The sequence below is a fragment of the Acinetobacter sp. UBA2581 genome (genome assembly GCF_002339435.1).
GTDB classification, from domain to species: domain Bacteria; phylum Pseudomonadota; class Gammaproteobacteria; order Pseudomonadales; family Moraxellaceae; genus Acinetobacter; species Acinetobacter variabilis.
This window is the reverse complement of sequence record NZ_DDLD01000123.1, coordinates 1-17,886: the sequence shown is the minus strand read 5'-3', so window position 1 is coordinate 17,886 and position 17,886 is coordinate 1. Positions and strand designations below refer to the sequence as shown.

The window sequence follows — 17,886 nt, the reverse complement described above, 5'->3', positions numbered from 1 at the left end:
TTATGTCGAACTCAGGTTATTATAGTTTAAACGAGCCCAGCTTCTTGTTCTTCTTGTTGCTGTTCAGCTTGCTGCGCTTCGAGTTCACGCACGAGTGGCAAGACTTTTTTACCGAAGTATTTCACTTCTTCAATAAAGTGCAGGAAGCCTGAAAGAACCAGATCAACACCGACTTTTTTCAGTTCGATGATACGTTCCGCAATCTGTTTTGGCGTCCCAATCAGGTTGGTACGGAAGCCATCGTTATATTGCACCAGATCTTCAAACGTAGATTTGGCCCAGTTACCTTTACCTTCCTTACTGGCTGCGCCCGCTTCACGCGTTGCCTCACCGAAAGATTTCACCGCCTGAACATTGGCTTTGGCCACGATTTCTCGCAGTACTGCTTGCGCTTCCTCTTCGGTATCACGTGCAATCACAAACGCATTTACGCCAATTTTCACAGAGTGGTTGTTCGCTTTGGCTTTTTCACGAATATCATCGATCTGTTTTTTTAGCTCTTCTGGCGTATTGCCATTGGTGAAGTACCAGTCAGACACGCGAGATGCCATATCACGTGCTGCCCGAGAACTTCCCCCTTGGAAGATTTCAATATGCGGTTTCTGTAGCGGTTTTGGACTCAAGGTATAGTCTTTGAACTGGTAGTATTTACCATCAAAACTGAAATTATTTTGAGTCCAGACCCCTTTCAGGCTGCGAATAAATTCTTCTGAACGTGCATAACGTTCATCATGTTCCGGCCATTCTTCACCAATTGCATCAAACTCGCCACGGAACCAGCCACTTACGACATTAATCGCAATTCGGCCGTTGGTGAGATGGTCAATGGTGGCCAGCTGCTTCGCTGCCAGCGCAGGCTTCCACGGGCCCGGCAAGATCGCGGCAATCACTTTTAAGCGTTCAGTTTTTGCCAGGATGCCGTGACTGAAGCTGACTGATTCATGCTGGTTTTCAGCGTTATAGCCCGCAGTAAAACGGATCTGGGTCAGGGCATAATCAAAACCTGCTTTCTCAGCAGTTTGCGCCAGACGGACATTATAGTCATAGCTCCAGTCAGTACGCTGTTCGATGTCGCTGACCACCAGACCGCCACTGACATTTGGAACCCAGTAAGCAAATACAATATTTTTATCTTGAGACATTATACTTACCCTCTGAATGAAGCGGCTATTAAGCCACTTGAGTCTTTGGCGCTTTCTTGCTGTGCAAACGGGATTCTGCGGCATCCAGACTTGGCACTGCAGCTGAAGGTAAAACTTCTTCCTGTTCGATTTGCTTGTTGATGCCTAGGTTCTGGTTAGCTTGCTGAGATTTTTCTTTAATAGCCTCAGCACGCTGCCCCTTTGCTGGTGCCCATTCAAGGATTGGTAGGGCACGAGCCACTGCCAGGGTAATACGGGCACGAAGTAATTCACTGTGAATGGTGTATTCAGGCGTAAAGTCACGATCTGTGGCATATACCCCGATTGGTAAGGTTTGTGCCTGGAAGAAGCTGAATAATGGGCGTAATTGGTGCTCAAGAACCAGCGCATGACGGTCACTACCACCAGAAGCTGCTAAAAGAACCGGTACATCTACCAGCGCCGTTTGTTCTACGAAGTCAAAGAAATGCTTGAACAGGCCCGTAAATGAAGCGCGGTAAACAGGCGTACCAACAATCAGGGCATCTGCTGCTTCAACGGCTGCCAGATCATCCTGCACGCGTTGCGGTAACTGGTTACGGTAAATTGCACCACCTAAAAGCTGGCCGATTTCGCTAAATTTAATGAAATGTACATTGATTGGCGTCGCTTCACCCAGTTCATCCAGAATGGCTTGAACCAATGCTTCGGTTTTAGATGGGTGATTCAGGCCGCCAGAAACAGCCACGATGTTTAAAGGTTTTTGCTCGGAAAAATGGGGCATGTGAAGTACCTAAAAATGGTTAAGCTCGGAATGACCCTATTAATCCCGATTGCCGCAGTAGGTGTAAAATAACGAAATGCTGAAAAGTTATCTGATTTTTCTATATAAGCGGAAAATGTGCTTCTGAAACGGATAGAGCTGGATAAATGGCTGATAATTATATTTATATTGAATAAAGATAAGCTATGCAGAATAGGAATAAATCATATATAAAAAAGTGATGAGAATTAAAGAATTATTGAAATAAGCCAAAATTTAAAAAAATTAAAGAAAAACTCCACATTATTTAAAAAATTGGCGATCTTGCATATCCATAAACTGGCTTGTGTGGTTAGAATAGGAGCTACTGTGCACAAGATCTCTCTCACGTCCTATGAATATTTTAATCGTTGATGATCATCCACTGTTTCGTCATGCTCTGATCCAAGCTGTTCGTTATAGTCTGCCACAAGCGCAGATTCATGAAACTGCAGCAGTCAATGAATTTTATGAACGTCTAGAAAATGGTCCTGAGCCTGATCTTGTCCTTCTGGATTTAAACCTGCCAGGTGCATCGGGCTTTTCTGCTCTGGTCCACGTTCGCGCACAATATCCTTCGATTCCAATTATTGTCGTTTCTGCTCACGAAGAAGCCAGCATTATCCAGCGTGCGATTGCACATGGTGCGATGGGCTATATTCCAAAATCTGCGCATCCAAGCCATATTGGTGAAGCGATTCGTGAAGTCCTCGAAGGGGAAATCTGGTTACCACCAAATCTGCCAGCCAACATGAATTTCGATCCGCGTGCTGCAGATGAAACTGCATTGGCAGAACGGATTCAGTCACTGACACCGCAACAGTTCCGTGTCTTGATGATGGTGGCCGAAGGCTTGCTGAACAAACAGATTGCTTATGAACTGGATGTTTCAGAAGCCACCATTAAAGCGCACGTAACAGCAATCTTCCGTAAGCTGGGTGTACAAAACCGTACCCAGGCGGTGCTTGCTATTAATGCCTTGAATATTGAAGAAAAGAAAATGTAAGTGATACAGCTTACAAAATAAAAAAGACCTCAATTGAGGTCTTTTTTATTATGAGAATATTGCCAGATTAAGCAATATAATCCTGTTTTTGGGTGACATCGGTACAGAACATTGGATTCAATGCGGACTGCAATTCATCAATCTTTTCTTGAGTGACATAGCCTTTGGAGATCAGGTATTCTGCCACGCGGTCATCACGCAGACTCAGGAAAGTTGCATCATAAACCCCCAAGTCTACAAACAGGGCAGCAGTTTCCAGACTGTTAAAACGGTCCAGATAAACTTCATCTTCATACATCAGGAATACATGCTCGTCTGTGCTATTCGGATCGACCTGTAGGTGCTCTGCCAGTTCATGCGGGCAGGTTTTGATAAAGAGCAAGTCAGAGAGTTCATCAAACTGGGTGGTATCCAGGCAATCTTCTTCATTTTTCACTTTGCCGAGCCACGCTTTAAAGACCAGTACGGCACCACCACGCAGCAGCATACTCCAGATCTGATGGCGGGTTTTTGCTGGCAAATCTTCGGCTTCCGCTTCCAGAGATTCAATCAGCTTGTTTTCCTGTTCAGCCAGACGTTCAAATAAGCCTAAACCTTGCGGTTTGTAGGCATAAGGTTCAAAGACATCAAAATGCAGTTCATCAAAAACTTGCAGGGCTAAAGGAACCGCATGCTGATACAGGGTTTCAAGTGCCTGAATCTGGGTATCGTCGAGTTTGCTGTATTTAAACATTTGTGCCCAGTCGATGCTGGGTAATAAGGCATTAGCACCATATTGGCGATGGAATTGCTGAGTCTGTGCGGGAAGCTGAGCAATTGATTCATCGAGTTTCATTTTTATAACTCCTATCTAGCAGTGCAAATAGACCAGCTGCCAAAAGGATTTAGGCATTGTCAGATGGAAACTGATCGTTTCTTATATTGTCTATTTTTAGAACTAAGCTTGTTGTATTAAAAATACGACCAAAGTTCTATCTGCCATAAAATAGGATTAAAAATTAATTTAAAACAATTGCTTAAATAATTGTAACTAGGTGTACACATGTATATTAATAGAATTGGTGGCTTTTGCCATAGAGAATGCTGAAATGATAATTTTGAGCAATTTATCAGCAGGAATTATGTGAAATTTGGTGCTTTTAGCACATTGGCCTGATTTTTTTGCCAGTCAGGTAAAGATAGGTATTTATTCAGTATAAAAAATGCCCATCTTAAATCATTAAAATGGGCATTGAGATAAAAATAAAAAGTTCTAACTACCAGAGATTTTCAGACCGGATAACCAGGAACGAAGTGAAGCGGGTTTCAATGGTTTCTTCAGCAGGACAATATTTAAATCCTTCAGGCGCTGTGGCAGTTCCGGATCAGAATCTGCAGTAATCAATGCTACCGGAATATCACTACTACGATGTTCCAGAATAAAGTCCAGACCGATTTTATCCTGATTTAAATGCTGATCCACCAGCCAGACCTGAATATTTTCCTGCTGGATCATTTCGGCTGCCTGTTCTGGTTCAGTGGCTTTAAAGACCTGATAGCCCCATTTGGTCAATAAGGTCGACATGCCTTCCAGAATGGTTTCATCATTGTCCAAACATAGAATCTTAAAGGCCTTGGACTTCAATGGCACAGCCTGAACAGGGGCGGCAATGACTTTCGGCGCTGCGGTCAACGGTACTTCAATCATGAAGCAGGAACCTTTGCCCAGCTCGGAAGAAACATGAACAGGATAATCCAGTAGTCCGGTCATACGTTGCACGATGGCGAGACCAAGCCCCAGACCCTGTTCACCCCAAGGCGAAGTATGGCCACAACGCTCGAATTCCTGGAACAGCTTGATGCGCTGTTCTTCAGCAATACCGGGACCGGTATCCCAAACCCCGATCCGGATATGATTTGGCCGGTTGCTAGAACGCAGTACACCGACCACGACCTTACCTTTGGCGGTATAACGTAGGGCATTGCTGACAAAGTTCTGGATAATCCGGCGAATCCATTGTGGATCGGTGTCAATCCAGAACTGGGCATCATGCACTCGCAGTTTGATGCCACGTTGTGCCGCAATGGATTTGAATTGCAGTTCCAGATCACTTAATAAATCATGCAGTGGATAAGCCTGGCGTTTCGGCTGAATCGTACCGCCCTCCAGTCGGGCAATATCCAGCAGAGCTGAGAGCATGCTTTCTGCCCCATGCAGGGCACGATCCAGTTGCTGCAGGGTCTTGCGATCTTCTTCGCTTTGTACACTTTGCTCCAGCGCCGTACTGAACAGACGTGCAGCATGCATGGGCTGTAACAGGTCATGACTGGCGGCAGCAATAAAGCGGCTCTTGGACATATTGGCTTTGTCGGCTTGTTCACGCGCCAGTTGCTGTTCAGACAGGGCATCAGCGAGCTGCTGGGTACGATCCTGAACCCGGGCTTCCAGTAATGCTTCATTTTCACGGAAGGCAGTAATATCGGCAAAGGTCGTCACGAAACCACCGCCTTCAATTGGGTTACCCCGCATCTGAATCACGCGGCCATCTTTACGGATCCGTTCAAATTCATGCGCACTGCCGACCTGCATCCAGTGAATCCGTTTACGCACATGTTCTTCGACCGAACCCGGACCGCATTCACCGCGTTCAGCGTTATAACGGATCAGGTCAGCGATTGGGCAACCGACATAAACAATATCTTTAGGGTAGTCGAACAGTTTCAGGTATTGGTTGTTCCAGGCGACCAGACACATATTTTCATCAACCACACTCACCCCTTGGGTCATATGGTCGATCATGGTCATGATCAGGTTCTGGTTAAAACGCTGCCATTGTGAGGCCTGATCCAGAATATTCGCCACCTGACCGAGGGCCAGGCCATTATTCACCATCGCGGTAGTCAGCAGGGTACGTGCCGAGGCTGCACCAATGGTACCGGCCAGATACTGCTCAGTAAAACGCCACCACATGCCATTGGCACTGCTATTTTCATTCAGTTCCACACTATTTTGAGCACAGAACTGCTGGAAGGCCTGCATGGTTGGACCTTCACCGGTAATGCGCTTGGCCAGCGTAATCAGGTCACCAACTTTTAAACGGGCCACATCCTGATGCGAGTAGCTGACATCAGTGGATGGACTTTGAGAAGGAAGCGGCTTGGTTTCATAGTAGAAGAAACTTTCTGCCTGAATCTGTTCAGCCACACTTGGGCGGAACATCCGGGAAACCCAGATATATAGGAATGTGTTCAGGCCTAGTGCCCAGACCACACCATGCGTTAAAGGATCAAAGGATTCGAAACCGATCAGGGCTTCAGGGCGTAACCAGTTCCAGCCCAAAGGCCCTTGTTCCAGAAAACTCTGGCTGAACTGCTGATAGGTTTCTGGCAGACTGCGCAAAATCGTTGGTAATAGCAGGGTATAAGACCACAAAGCAAAACCGGTCAACAGACCCGCATACACGCCTTGCTTACTCCCACCACGCCAGTACAAGCCACCAATCAGGGCAGGGGCGAACTGTGCTACGGCACTAAAGGCTAACAGGCCAAAAACAGAAAGCTGGTCAATATCATTAAAGAAGTTGAAGAACAGGAAGCCCATCAACATCACAGCCAGAATACAGATCCGGCGGGTAAATTTCAGTACTAGCGGTAAACGCTTGTCATGCCGTGAAATCAGGTTTAAACGCCAGAGCGCCGGCATGATCAGGTCATTACTTAGCATGATCGACAGGGCGACTGAAGATACCAGCAGCATGCCGGTCGAAGCCGAGAACCCCCCTAAGAAGGCCAATAAAGTTAGCCAGTCCTGATTATAGCTAAGCGGTAAAGACAGTACCGCGACATCTGGAATCGCTAAATATTGAGGAGCTGCATGTAATGCCCAGCTCGCGATCGGAATAATCGCCAGCGTGGTCAGAATCAGATAAATGGCAAACCAGCGACGTGCACCACGGATATGTTTTTCATCCCGTAATTCAACCACGGCCACATGGAATTGACGTGGCAAACAGATAATCGCCAGTGCAGCCAGTAAAGTCTGTACCCAGAAGCTTTCCGGTACGCCAAATAGCTGTACATCATGGAAGGTAGACTGAATATCGCTACTGATCTGAGGCAGATTTTCTGGTGCTTCAAAAATAAAGAAACAGGCTACGGCCAGCAAGGCAAATAGCTTGACGAAGGACTCAAAGGCGACAGCCAGCATCAGACCGCCATGCTGTTCGGTGTTGGCAATCTGCCGGGTACCGAAAATCATCGCCAGAATCGCCAGGACGCCAGTCAGGAACAGTACGCTATTGGTGGTACTGGCAATCCCCGCTGAAGGTTCCAGAATGACCGCCGCACTCAAGGCAATTGCACGTAACTGTAAGGCCAGATAAGGAATGATGGCAATCACCGCCAGAATGGTGACTAGCGAAGCCAGAGGCCCACTTTTACCATAACGTGCAGCGACAAAGTCCGCGATCGATGAAATGGCATGATGCTGGCGTACCCGTCCCAGACGGCGCCAGATATCGTAACCAATCGCGACAAAGAGCAGAGGACCAAGATAGATCGGCAGGAAAATAATCCCTTCACGAACCGCAGCGCCAGTCGCGCCATAAAATGTCCAGGAAGAACAGTAGACGCCTAAAGTTAAACTAAACAATAGCATGCGGCCACGGGTACTGAGCCGACTGGCATGTTTTTCCCCATAGAAAGCGCAAGTAAAGAGTAGAGTGATATAGAGGGCGAGCACCCCTATGATGAGCCAACTGTTCATATAGCCTGATGTGTACTGTGCATGACGCTATGATACCGCATCATGCACTCAGCAGTTTAAATTGATCATTTTTTAACGACCAAAGTCTAAATTACAAGTCATTCTAAATGTTGTTATTTTGCAGCAGTGATAATTCGAATTAAAAAATAGTAAGCCCATGGTGGGGCTACAGGAGTGTAACTATGGATGAGGCACAAGTAGAAAGAATTCTACAGAATCCCAAATTCAAAGAAATGGTACGTAGAAAAAGTACGCTGAGCTGGACCTTAACCGGCATCATGCTATTTGTCTATGTCGGTTTCATGTTGCTTGTTGGCTACAACAAAGAATTTCTATTGTCTTCAATTTCTGGCGGTGTAACGACCTGGGGTGTACCTCTAGGTATCGGTATCATTATTTTGTCTTTTATATTGTGCTGGGTATATTCCTACATTGCCAATAACAAACTTGATCAGCTGAACAAAGAAGCGATTCAGGAAGTGGAAGCGATTACAAAAGAAAAGGGGCAACACTAAGATGAAAGGGATTTCATATCAAGCGCTTGCTGCTGCAGCGCTGACCTTGCTCAGCTCGGCAATGGCATTTGCTGGACCAGATCTGGGTGCTGCGGAGCAGCAAGCGACCAACTGGCACGCGATTATCATGTTTGTGATTTTCGTTGGAGCAACCTTATTTATTACCAAATGGGCTGCCAAACAAACCACAAATACCAATGATTTCTATACTGCCGGCGGCGGGATTTCTGGCTTCCAGAACGGTCTGGCCATTGCTGGTGACTTCATGTCTGCAGCATCTTTCCTCGGTATTTCCGCGATGGTATTCCTGTCCGGTTTTGACGGATTGCTGTACTCACTAGGCTTTATGGTGGGTTGGCCAATCGTTTTATTCCTGGTGGCAGAACGTTTGCGTAACCTGGGTAAATTTAACCTGTCTGATGTAGTGTCGTTCCGTCTGGAAGAAAAACCGGTGCGTACTCTAGCTGCATTAAGTTCACTGGTTGTGGTTGCGTTTTACCTGATCGCACAGATGGTAGGTGCAGGTCAGTTGATCAAGTTACTCTTCGGTCTGAACTACAATATTGCTGTGGTGATTGTTGGCCTGTTGATGATGGCTTACGTAATCTTCGGTGGCATGCTAGCGACCACTTGGGTACAGATCATTAAAGCAGTAATGCTGTTGTCTGGTGCGACATTTATGGCTTTCATGGTAATGAAGGGCGTAGGTTTCAGCTTTACCAATATGTTTGAACAATCGATTCAGGTTTACTCTAAAGTACATGACTTGAGCCTTGCAGATGCAACCAAGATTATGGGTCCGGGTAATCTCGCTTCGAATCCGGTCGATGCGATTTCTCTTGGTCTGGCGCTGATGTTTGGTACAGCAGGTCTGCCACATATCCTGATGCGTTTCTTTACAGTAAAAGATGCCAAAGAAGCACGTAAATCAGTGGTGGTTGCAACAGGCTTTATCGGTTACTTCTACCTGTTAACCTTCATTATCGGTTTCGGTGCGATTCTATACGTAGCGAACAACCCGCAGTTCCTGGACATTGCAAAAATGGCAATCACAGGCAAGCTAGAGCTGGTGGGCGGTAACAACATGGCCGCGGTTCACCTGGCAGATGCTGTGGGTGGTGACCTGTTCATGGGCTTCATTTCTGCAGTGGCATTCGCAACCATTCTTGCGGTAGTTGCAGGTTTGACCTTGTCAGGTGCTTCAGCAATTTCACATGACTTGTATGCAAACGTATTCAAGAAAGGCCGTACTACACCTGAATCTGAACTGCGCATGTCTAAAATTGCAACTCTTGGTCTTGCTATCTTTGCGATGATCTTGGGAATTCTGTTCGAGAAGCAAAACGTTGCCTTCATGGTAGGTCTGGCATTCTCGGTAGCCGCATGTGCCAACTTCCCGGTACTAGTACTGTCTATGTTCTGGAAAGGCCTGACCACACGTGGTGCTGTAATTGGTGGCGTGGTTGGTCTGGTGACTGCGGTAGTGCTGATTGTACTGTCTAAAGCCGTTTGGGTAGATACTTTCGCGATTTCAGATACACCAGTCGTTCCATTTAATGGTCCTGCATTATTTGCAATGCCATTGTCTTTCTTCTGCTGCTGGTTCTTCTCCATCACAGACCGCTCAGTGAAAGCACAGGCAGAACGCAAAGCTTTCGATGCACAGTTTGTTCGCTCACAAACAGGTATTGGAATCTCAGGTGCATCTGATCATTAAGATCTGATGTCCTAAAAAAGCCTCCTGATGGGGGCTTTTTTTATAGCTATAAATACGTAAGCTACCCAATGAAGAAGACATTGGGATAGTTTATCTAAAATTAAATACAGCTATTTTTAACTGAGATTTCAATGATTTTTATACAATCCTGTTTCTAACCATCAGCTAGATCATGCTATGTTAAGCCAGCGATAACAATAATGATGCTCGACAGGACATCAAGACAAATCTCATGAAGCACTCCCTGCTACGATTCTGGACCCATTTTAAGTATCTGCCTTCTGCCTGGCTGCTATGCCTGCAGTTACTGATTCTGATTCTGTCGATGCTGAGTTATGACAGCGTTTCTTATCGCGCGGGTACATGGATGCTGGGGGTGGTGGTCTTGCTGGTGATTGCCAAGGTAATTCGTCAGACTCCGATGTTTACCATTCTGGGACTCATCTTTGTCGCAGGGGCCATTTTCTTTTCGTCGCTGATTGTCTTGGGGCTACGCTATACCTGGATCATGATCGTCGCGCATCTGTTTGAAGCCAGTGCCTATTTCAGCGCAGCGTATGGATTATTACGTTATATGTTTCATGACCGTTACCTGACCAAGGATGAGTTGTTTGCAGCGGGAGCAGTTTTCACATTGCTGGCTTGGGGCTTTGCTTTTCTCTATAGCATTTGCCAGTTATGGGTACCTTACAGCTTTTCGGACCCAGATCTAAAAGCTTATCAGCCGTGGCTGGATCTGCTCTTTCTGAGCTTTAGTGTGCAGTCTGCTACAGGATTATCTGATGTGATGCCGGTCAGTCCGGTCGCACGGATGCTTGCCATTATCCAGATGTTTGTCGGGGTAATGTATCTGGCCTTGATTGTTTCCCGTCTGATTGCCTTACAGTATATTTCCCATCTTCCTAAACAGACTCATATACAACATAAGCATAGAAAGCCTGAGGAATAGAACGTACAGAGCTGCATAGCTTGGTTACAGTAACTTAACGGCTTTATTTTCCTGAATATTTTAAAATCTTAAGGTCCAAAACGTATCTTTGATCGTAATTCTCTCGATCAGAATGTTTTTACTTATCAATAATGATTCAAGCCTCCCGGCATTCAATCTATTAAAAAAATGGGGGATCTATGCCTTCCAAACCTTCATCTTGGTTTGCCAATATCAATCCGAATGTCTTTATTAGTACAGTGGTGATTATCGCCATTTTTTTGGGACTGGTAATACTGGCACCTGATTCATTCGACCTGTTGACCAAGCAAATGAATGCGTGGATTACCACTTCATTTAGCTGGTTTTATGTCCTCTCCGTGGCGATCTTCCTGATTGTCCTGATTTATATTGCCCTGTCTGATATGGGGAAAATCAAACTCGGGCCCGACCATAGTCAGCCAAAATATAGCCAGGCATCCTGGTTTGCCATGCTGTTTACCGCAGGCATGGGGATCGGCCTGATGTTTTTCGGTGTTGCCGAACCGGTTATGCACTATGTCACACCGCCTGCTGGTGACCCGGAAACTGTACTGGCCGCACAGCAGGCTATTCGCGTGACCTTCTTCCACTGGGGCCTGCATGCCTGGGCGATTTACACCATTGTAGGTCTGTCATTGGCCTATTTTGCGTATCGACATAACCTGCCTTTAAAAGTTCGCTCTGCCTTATATCCATTGATCGGTAACCGGATTCATGGCCCGATCGGAGACGGGGTAGATACTTTTGCCACCTTAGGGACAGTATTTGGGGTTGCGACAACTTTAGGTTTTGGGGTGACCCAGATTAACTCCGGACTGAATTATCTGTTTGGAGTTGAGCAGACACCCAGTACTCAGGTTATTTTGATTATTGCCGTCACTGTAATGGCATCAATGTCCGTGTTTTTTGGTTTGGATAAGGGCATCAAACGCCTGGCTGAACTGAATCTGCTGCTTGCCTTACTGCTACTCATCTTTGTTTTTGTTACCGGTCCAAGCATCTATCTTCTGCAGACCACCATTCAAAACTCTGGCCAGTATGTTGCAAACCTGTTCAGTATGACCTTTAATCTGTATGCCTATCAGCCTAATGGCTGGATTGGTGGCTGGACCATTATGTATTGGGCCTGGTGGATTTCCTGGTCGCCATTTGTCGGGATGTTTATTGCCCGAGTATCCGAAGGCCGCAGTATCCGTGAGTTCATTGTTGGGGTTCTACTGATTCCTACCGGATTTACCCTGATCTGGATGGGCTTTATGGGCAATGCAGCATTATTCAGTATCATGCATGAAGCCAATACCAATCTGCTTGAAGCAGTACAACGTGACTCCTCTGTAGCATTGTTCGAATTTTTAGGCAATCTGCCATTTAATTCAGTCACCAGTATTATTGCTACGGTATTGGTCATCCTGTTCTTTGTCACTTCAGCAGATTCAGGATCATTAGTCACGGATTATCTCACGGCGAAAACTGAGAATTCACCGACCTGGCAGCGTCTGTTCTGGACCGTATTAATGGCTTTATTGGCCATCATTCTGTTACTGGCAGGTGGGCTGGAAGCCCTGCAGTCGGCTACGATTATGAGTGCCTTGCCGTTTACATTTATTATGCTGCTGATTTGCTGGGGACTGATTAAGGCCCTGCATCTGGATGTAACGAAAATGCATGCGCTACAAGCTGCACGTATTACCCCGCGGGCCATTCAGAACCCGCGTAGCTGGCAACAGCGACTCGGTTTAATTATGCATTATCCGCATACGCATAATGAAGTACGTGATTATATTGATACGATGGTCAGTAAAGCCTTTAATAGTTTTCAGGCTGAACTGAAACGTCGTCACATCCAGGTGAAAATCTTTAAACTGGAAGATGGGATCGAGTTACGTGTCGATCATCAGAATGAAATGAACTTTATTTATCAGGTCATTGCTACCCAGACTTTAGCACCGAGCTTTATGCCGGATGCAGATTCTCCGCAATCTTATCAGGCAGAAGTCTTTTTAAGGGAAGGGGGGCAAAATTATGATGTGATGGAATGGACTCAGGAAGATTTAATCCAGGACATTATTGACCAATATGAACGCCATTTACATTTTTTAAGTCTGGTCCGCTCTCCGGAATAAATATTTGATTCAATAAAAAAGGACGCTGATGCGTCCTTTTTTTTATTCAGTGACTAATCAGAAATTAGAAACGGAATTTAGCATTTAAGCCTACAGTTTGTGTATCACGAACTACAGCATTTTGAGCAAGATTTGCTTCGTAGTTTGAGTTCACATAACTAGCACCTACAGCAACTGCTGGAGTGATGAAGTAGTTTACGTTTGCGCCCCAAGCTTTGTCTGGAGAGTTAGCGTAGCTAGATTCCATATAAGATGCACCAACGCTTAATTTAGGGTTGATGTACAAAGTAGTACCTAGGTTGTAAGCAGTATCTTCACCATAAACCAAGCCGCTTTCGAAGCCAAGTGACATGTTAGTACCGTCAATTGCGCCTACATATTTAGTACGAGCAGTGATTGCATCTTGGTCTTCAGCGATTGTTTGAGACTCAATAGCAGCTTTAGCAACGCCATTGGTGAACATGTTGAAAGCGTCATAAGAAGTTTGGTCTGCAACGCTTGTGTAACCTACAGCTACCAGGAAGTTAGGAATAGGAAGTACACCTACTTCTAATGCATAACGGTCGCCATTGTCATCTGGGTTACCAGCTTTGCTATCAGTGATAGTATGGCTATAAGAAGCGCTTGCATAAGCAGGAACAACTTTAGTTGGGATGTAAGCTTCACCTTTTGCACCAAAAGTATGGTGTACAGTACGATCACCAAATTCTTGTCCGTTTTCGCCGTATGTATAAGCAGCAGAAACATTAGATGCCTGGTTGATGAAAGCTGCTTCAGCTAAAGGACCTTTAGAAGCGTCTACATCTTTGAAGTAGTAAGTACCTTGAACAGCACCAGTGAAATCTTTGTCATTCACAGTGTTGTCGATGTACTCTGACTGACCTTGAACTTCAAATTGATATGCTTGAGCACCGGTCATGGCTAATAATAAAGCAGTGGCTAAACCGAGTTTTTTCATGATATTTACCATTTTGTTACAAAAGATGTACAACAGAAACGTATTGTATTGTAACAATTTATTAAGTCAATCTGATTTGAAATCGCTATTTTTTTGTGCAAAATCATTGTATTGATTTTGTTTAATAGTCTTTTAATTAGAAAATTTAGTTATTTTAGAAAAAAGCTTAAATAACAATGTTGTATACAAAATAAATTGTTAGATCTAATCAGGAAAATGAATTAATAAAGGATTTTTTGATTGTTTAATTAAGTTGAATAATGGATTTTAATTCAAAAAACCAATTTATTTATCATGAAAATAATCATGTTTATTACACTGAATTTAAGAAAGGCGTAAAAACTATAATATAAAACAAATTTATGAAAGAATTGATCGGTTTAGCGACAAAATCAGGGTTATAATGTGATGTATTTCACTGTTTTGTCTATAAATTGTGATATGTCATAAATCCTAGTAAATTAATGTGCTTTACATTGTTACCAAATTGACTGATAATAAAAAAATCAGGTTAGAGTTCATGTTGTTACATGATAATTTGACTGATTCTCCACATATTTTTGTTTTTATCGGCCCAGCTTTCCCCAAGGTTGGGCTTTTTTTTTGCCTGAATTTTTTAGAAGCATCAGTCTACGGATTACTTCATAAAAGAAGATTAGAAAAACTAGTATAGAAAGCCGTCAAAGATGATTCTTAAGTGCACCTTAATGGTGCATTATTTCAATTTAAAAATTGCTTCGTTCTATAAAGTTGCAAAAAAAAACCTCAATTTCTATATAAAATTGAGGTTTTTTCGCCAAAATTTGCGGGTAAATCAAAAAATCTGCTGAGGAATAATTTAACTCGCCCTAATGCAGTGCATTATGCACCTAATTGTTGCACGTGTAAATAGTTCAGAAAGCGAGTTTTTTAATTTTCTTATATTTTAAATTATGAAATTTTCATTCCTATTTATATTTTAGTGATAACAGATGAAAAATCCTGAAAATATAAAGAGCTAAAACCTTTAAGAACATAAGAAAAACCTTATGAAAATCAAAGCAATTGGGAAGAAATATTGATGATGAGTAGGCGTTTATTTGTATAATCTATCTACTATTAAATGGGGAGTCCTTGATTCATGTGAAGGACTAAAAATCAAGATGAATACTTTGCGCTCTGAGAAAATCAGCAAATATCTGTACTGGTCTATGTCGATCATTATTTTATGTTTATTGTGTATTTGTATTCCCTTAATTATTGATAGTACTCAACATTATTTAAAATCAAAACAAACCTATCAGCAGCTTGATGCTTTACAACAGGTCACCGATCTTGCCAATAAGATATCCCGGGAACGGGCACCCGCCAATAAAGTTATGTCCAGTTCGGTTGAGGAATTCGCCAAACATCAGCAGGAGTTAAGCGATTACCGTCAGGAAGTCGATCAACAGATGCAGATTACAGCTCAGGCACTTGATCAGGTTGGTTTTAATCACCTAAGCCAGCAACTTTTATCTGAGTTAAAGCCTAGTCTGCAATATGGGCGTAAGCAGGTCGATCTCTATACTCAAATACCTCGCCCGGAACGTACTGCACAGGAAATGGATCAGGCCATTCTCGCCATGTTTAGTGCCTGGGATAGCAGTCGTAAAATCCTGAAAGGAGTAGTGATTGCCTCTGCTACTCCATCTGCCCGTTTGGATAATTACATGAGTGAAATCCTGTTTTTATCTGATCTCAGGGATCAATCGGGTCGGGTAGCGTCAAATGTCATGGCACATGTGACATTTGGAACCCAGATTCCAGAGCAAAACATTACCCGTTCCTTGCAGGTCCAGCATCAGGTACGTTATCTCTGGGATATTATTGAAACGCTACAGCCTGTTCAGGACAAAACTGATGAGTTTATTCGTTTACATCAACGGGTCGGCACTGAATTTATTCAGCAAGGTTTACCGATTGTGGAGTGACTGATTGAAGATAGTCGGCAGCAGCGTCCTTATTATTTAACTGGAACACAGCTGACTGAAGCCATTGTAGATAAATTTACAACAGTGATTGATTTGCAAAACTATTTACTGCAATACACCAAAGATGTGGCTATTAAAGAAATGCGGCATGGTCTGAATCATTTGATCTGGACGGTGGCTTTATCTGGAATTTCACTGATCACGGCAATTTTGACCATGATTTTTGCGCGTAAACGCATCTTTATTCCTTTAATTCGCGCACGTAAAATTTTATTTGATTTGTCCACTGGGTCTGAACGTAAACAAGCCTAATCAAAACTAAAAATAGACCGGCCTACTGAATCCTTATTTACAGCAATTCAAAAACTGCAGCACATGCTGCAAGAGCGTGAAGCATTAGAATTTCGACTGAAAAATATTGCCCATTCCGATTCCTTGACCGGACTGGCTAACCGTTTTGCGCTCGATGAATATATCCGTTTTATGGAAGTGCATCCGACCCAATTTAAGCGAACCTGCCTGATGATTATCGACATTGATCACTTCAAACAGGTCAATGATCAATATGGGCATATTATTGGTGATCAGGTTATTCAACTGGTTGCAGAACGCTTAAAAGCCAATGTCCGTGCTTCGGATCTGCTGGTTCGTTATGGCGGTGATGAGTTTCTGGTCCTGATTGAAAATATCGAGATGCAGCATGCTTTCATGCTAGCGAATAAAATCCGGACTGAAGTCGCTGAGCATTCTATTCTGACCTCAGCTGATGAAGATATTCATGTATCGGTGAGTATTGGGGTGGCGATTGGCGCAGAGTCATGGATTGCTTTGTTGGAGCAAGCCGATGAGGCACTATTTAAGGCTAAAGCGAAAGGACGCAATGTTGTGGCTGAGGTTTAGTTTTTTAATTTACCATAATGATTTTTAAAAAATTATTTCTATCTCCTTTGTTGAGTACAGGTGTTCTGTTGGTGATATTTTTAGAATAAAATATCCCTTAAAGATAGCTGTAGAATATACCAATTACCATTTGGTTCACCTCTTAGTTCAGGTAAGCCTTTTTCTGTATCTGCATAATTCATGCTTATACTGATATCCTCTTTATAGTTTTTATCATCTTTAATGTATTCAAGATTTACTAAAATTCTTGTAATGGCTGGAGTTTGATCTTCAGAACTTTTCAGTTGGTAATTTAATAATTGAATATTTTGATAATCCTTTTTGACTTCACCTGTGGCTTTACCTGTAGGTTTCCCAATATTATTTAACAATAGGGGTGTCATTTTCCCCCATTGTTTTGCTTTCCAAGCTGATAGAAAGATAACTAAAGTGTATTCAGGAGAGTTTTGATCTAGTGATTCTAAAATTTGGGATTTCCCTAAGTTTTCAAAAAGAATAGGACGTTTTTCCCACTTATTTATACGTTTAAAGTATTCTTGAGTTTCTTGATATCTCTTTAGAGTTTCTTTTAGATTTTCTTGTTTTGAAGGTTGTTTTTGTAGGGATTTTTCATCAGCCCAATCAATTAAACAGTCTAAAAGCCACCAACATTTTGATGCGACTTCTTTATTTGCAAAATTTAGATCTCTGCCATGTAGAATGCCATTACGAAAAGGTATAAGTATTTCCTCTGTTGTAGTTTTTGTTCTAGATGTATTCATGATTAACTTTAGAAAAGGTAATCCTGTTTCATGAGAAGTTATACTGTCATAGAGTTCCAAATCTGATTGCTCAGCAAAAAAACTAACATGTTTTGAAATATCATTTGCCAAACCATCAATAAGAGCAAGTAAAAGAGGTATACATGAATGATAACGTTCCTCTAAATAGTCCACTTTTAGTAATTTGAGTAAATCAAGTCGATCGATAAAATGCTTACGTGTGTTAGATTTTTTAAGAATCCAATCGATCATTCTTTCATCAACATAATTTATAAGTAATTCTTTAGCTTCTTGTATTTTATAGGACTTACGCACTA

At 43.2% G+C, this 17,886-nt stretch carries 11 protein-coding genes and 1 pseudogene; 6 read left to right on the top strand and 6 right to left on the bottom strand.

All coding sequences use genetic code 11. From position 1 onward, the window contains the following. Nucleotides 1–26 precede the first annotated feature (26 nt). Together sfnG and msuE are read right to left on the bottom strand one after the other, a co-directional pair. Nucleotides 27–1,142: a dimethylsulfone monooxygenase SfnG gene (gene sfnG / locus B3Q46_RS16370; RefSeq protein ID WP_262738280.1), complete on the bottom strand. Its 1,116-nt coding sequence runs from the start codon at nucleotides 1,140–1,142 to the stop codon at nucleotides 27–29. A 28-nt stretch (nucleotides 1,143–1,170) separates the two neighbouring features. Then, on the bottom strand, nucleotides 1,171–1,905 hold the full coding sequence (gene msuE / locus B3Q46_RS16365) for an FMN reductase (RefSeq protein WP_286716967.1): 735 nt from the start codon (nucleotides 1,903–1,905) through the stop codon (nucleotides 1,171–1,173). Nucleotides 1,906–2,278: 373 nt separating this feature from the next. On the opposite strand from msuE, the gene B3Q46_RS16360 reads away from it, so the two are divergent. Next, on the top strand, nucleotides 2,279–2,929 hold the full coding sequence (locus B3Q46_RS16360; protein ID WP_004781530.1) for a response regulator: 651 nt from the start codon (nucleotides 2,279–2,281) through the stop codon (nucleotides 2,927–2,929). Between the two features lie 67 nt (nucleotides 2,930–2,996). Here the strand turns inward: B3Q46_RS16360 and B3Q46_RS16355 are convergent, their stop codons facing one another. Both B3Q46_RS16355 and B3Q46_RS16350 read right to left on the bottom strand, forming a co-directional pair. Beyond that, nucleotides 2,997–3,764 (bottom strand): hypothetical protein, encoded by a 768-nt coding sequence (locus tag B3Q46_RS16355; RefSeq protein WP_286716962.1) that lies wholly within the window; start codon nucleotides 3,762–3,764, stop codon nucleotides 2,997–2,999. Nucleotides 3,765–4,181: 417 nt separating this feature from the next. Continuing rightward, nucleotides 4,182–7,673: a PAS domain-containing hybrid sensor histidine kinase/response regulator gene (locus B3Q46_RS16350; RefSeq protein ID WP_286716959.1), complete on the bottom strand. Its 3,492-nt coding sequence runs from the start codon at nucleotides 7,671–7,673 to the stop codon at nucleotides 4,182–4,184. A 182-nt stretch (nucleotides 7,674–7,855) separates the two neighbouring features. Here B3Q46_RS16350 and B3Q46_RS16345 point away from each other — a divergent pair, with 182 nt between their 5' ends. The 4 genes from B3Q46_RS16345 (at nucleotide 7,856) to B3Q46_RS16330 (ending at nucleotide 12,998) form a co-directional block, all read left to right on the top strand. Continuing rightward, complete coding sequence (locus B3Q46_RS16345; protein ID WP_286716955.1) at nucleotides 7,856–8,188, top strand: DUF485 domain-containing protein; 333 nt, start codon at nucleotides 7,856–7,858, stop codon at nucleotides 8,186–8,188. 1 nt (nucleotide 8,189) lies between these two features. Further along, entirely contained in the window at nucleotides 8,190–9,905 is a 1,716-nt protein-coding gene (locus B3Q46_RS16340) for a cation acetate symporter (RefSeq protein WP_180011055.1), read from the top strand. Nucleotides 9,906–10,137: 232 nt separating this feature from the next. Next, nucleotides 10,138–10,854 (top strand): ion channel, encoded by a 717-nt coding sequence (locus B3Q46_RS16335; RefSeq protein ID WP_159123809.1) that lies wholly within the window; start codon nucleotides 10,138–10,140, stop codon nucleotides 10,852–10,854. 179 nt (nucleotides 10,855–11,033) lie between these two features. Next, the gene (locus tag B3Q46_RS16330) at nucleotides 11,034–12,998 is read left to right on the top strand and encodes a BCCT family transporter (protein ID WP_286716950.1); all 1,965 of its coding nucleotides are present in this window, start codon (nucleotides 11,034–11,036) and stop codon (nucleotides 12,996–12,998) included. Nucleotides 12,999–13,062: 64 nt separating this feature from the next. Here the strand turns inward: B3Q46_RS16330 and omp33-36 are convergent, their stop codons facing one another. Then, nucleotides 13,063–13,956, bottom strand: a complete 894-nt coding sequence (omp33-36, locus tag B3Q46_RS16325; protein WP_214001700.1) for a porin Omp33-36 — start codon at nucleotides 13,954–13,956, stop codon at nucleotides 13,063–13,065. A 1,142-nt stretch (nucleotides 13,957–15,098) separates the two neighbouring features. Between omp33-36 and B3Q46_RS16320 the strand changes: the two are divergent. Continuing rightward, nucleotides 15,099–16,808 (top strand): annotated as a pseudogene (locus tag B3Q46_RS16320) (GGDEF domain-containing protein). An 80-nt stretch (nucleotides 16,809–16,888) separates the two neighbouring features. On the opposite strand, the gene B3Q46_RS16315 reads toward B3Q46_RS16320, so the two are convergent. Continuing rightward, the coding region (locus B3Q46_RS16315) for a hypothetical protein (RefSeq protein WP_286716945.1) at nucleotides 16,889–17,886 on the bottom strand (998 nt) is incomplete at its 5' end.

Bases quoted from the DNA above. Each gene is read 5' to 3' on its own strand.
- B3Q46_RS16335 (WP_159123809.1), top strand. From the start codon at position 10,138: ATGAAGCACTCCCTGCTACGATTCTGGACCCATTTTAAGTATCTGCCT.
- B3Q46_RS16350 (WP_286716959.1), bottom strand. From the start codon at position 7,673: ATGAACAGTTGGCTCATCATAGGGGTGCTCGCCCTCTATATCACTCTA.
- B3Q46_RS16360 (WP_004781530.1), top strand. From the start codon at position 2,279: ATGAATATTTTAATCGTTGATGATCATCCACTGTTTCGTCATGCTCTG.
- sfnG (WP_262738280.1), bottom strand. From the start codon at position 1,142: ATGTCTCAAGATAAAAATATTGTATTTGCTTACTGGGTTCCAAATGTC.
- B3Q46_RS16355 (WP_286716962.1), bottom strand. From the start codon at position 3,764: ATGAAACTCGATGAATCAATTGCTCAGCTTCCCGCACAGACTCAGCAA.
- omp33-36 (WP_214001700.1), bottom strand. From the start codon at position 13,956: ATGAAAAAACTCGGTTTAGCCACTGCTTTATTATTAGCCATGACCGGT.
- B3Q46_RS16340 (WP_180011055.1), top strand. From the start codon at position 8,190: ATGAAAGGGATTTCATATCAAGCGCTTGCTGCTGCAGCGCTGACCTTG.
- msuE (WP_286716967.1), bottom strand. From the start codon at position 1,905: ATGCCCCATTTTTCCGAGCAAAAACCTTTAAACATCGTGGCTGTTTCT.
- B3Q46_RS16345 (WP_286716955.1), top strand. From the start codon at position 7,856: ATGGATGAGGCACAAGTAGAAAGAATTCTACAGAATCCCAAATTCAAA.
- B3Q46_RS16330 (WP_286716950.1), top strand. From the start codon at position 11,034: ATGCCTTCCAAACCTTCATCTTGGTTTGCCAATATCAATCCGAATGTC.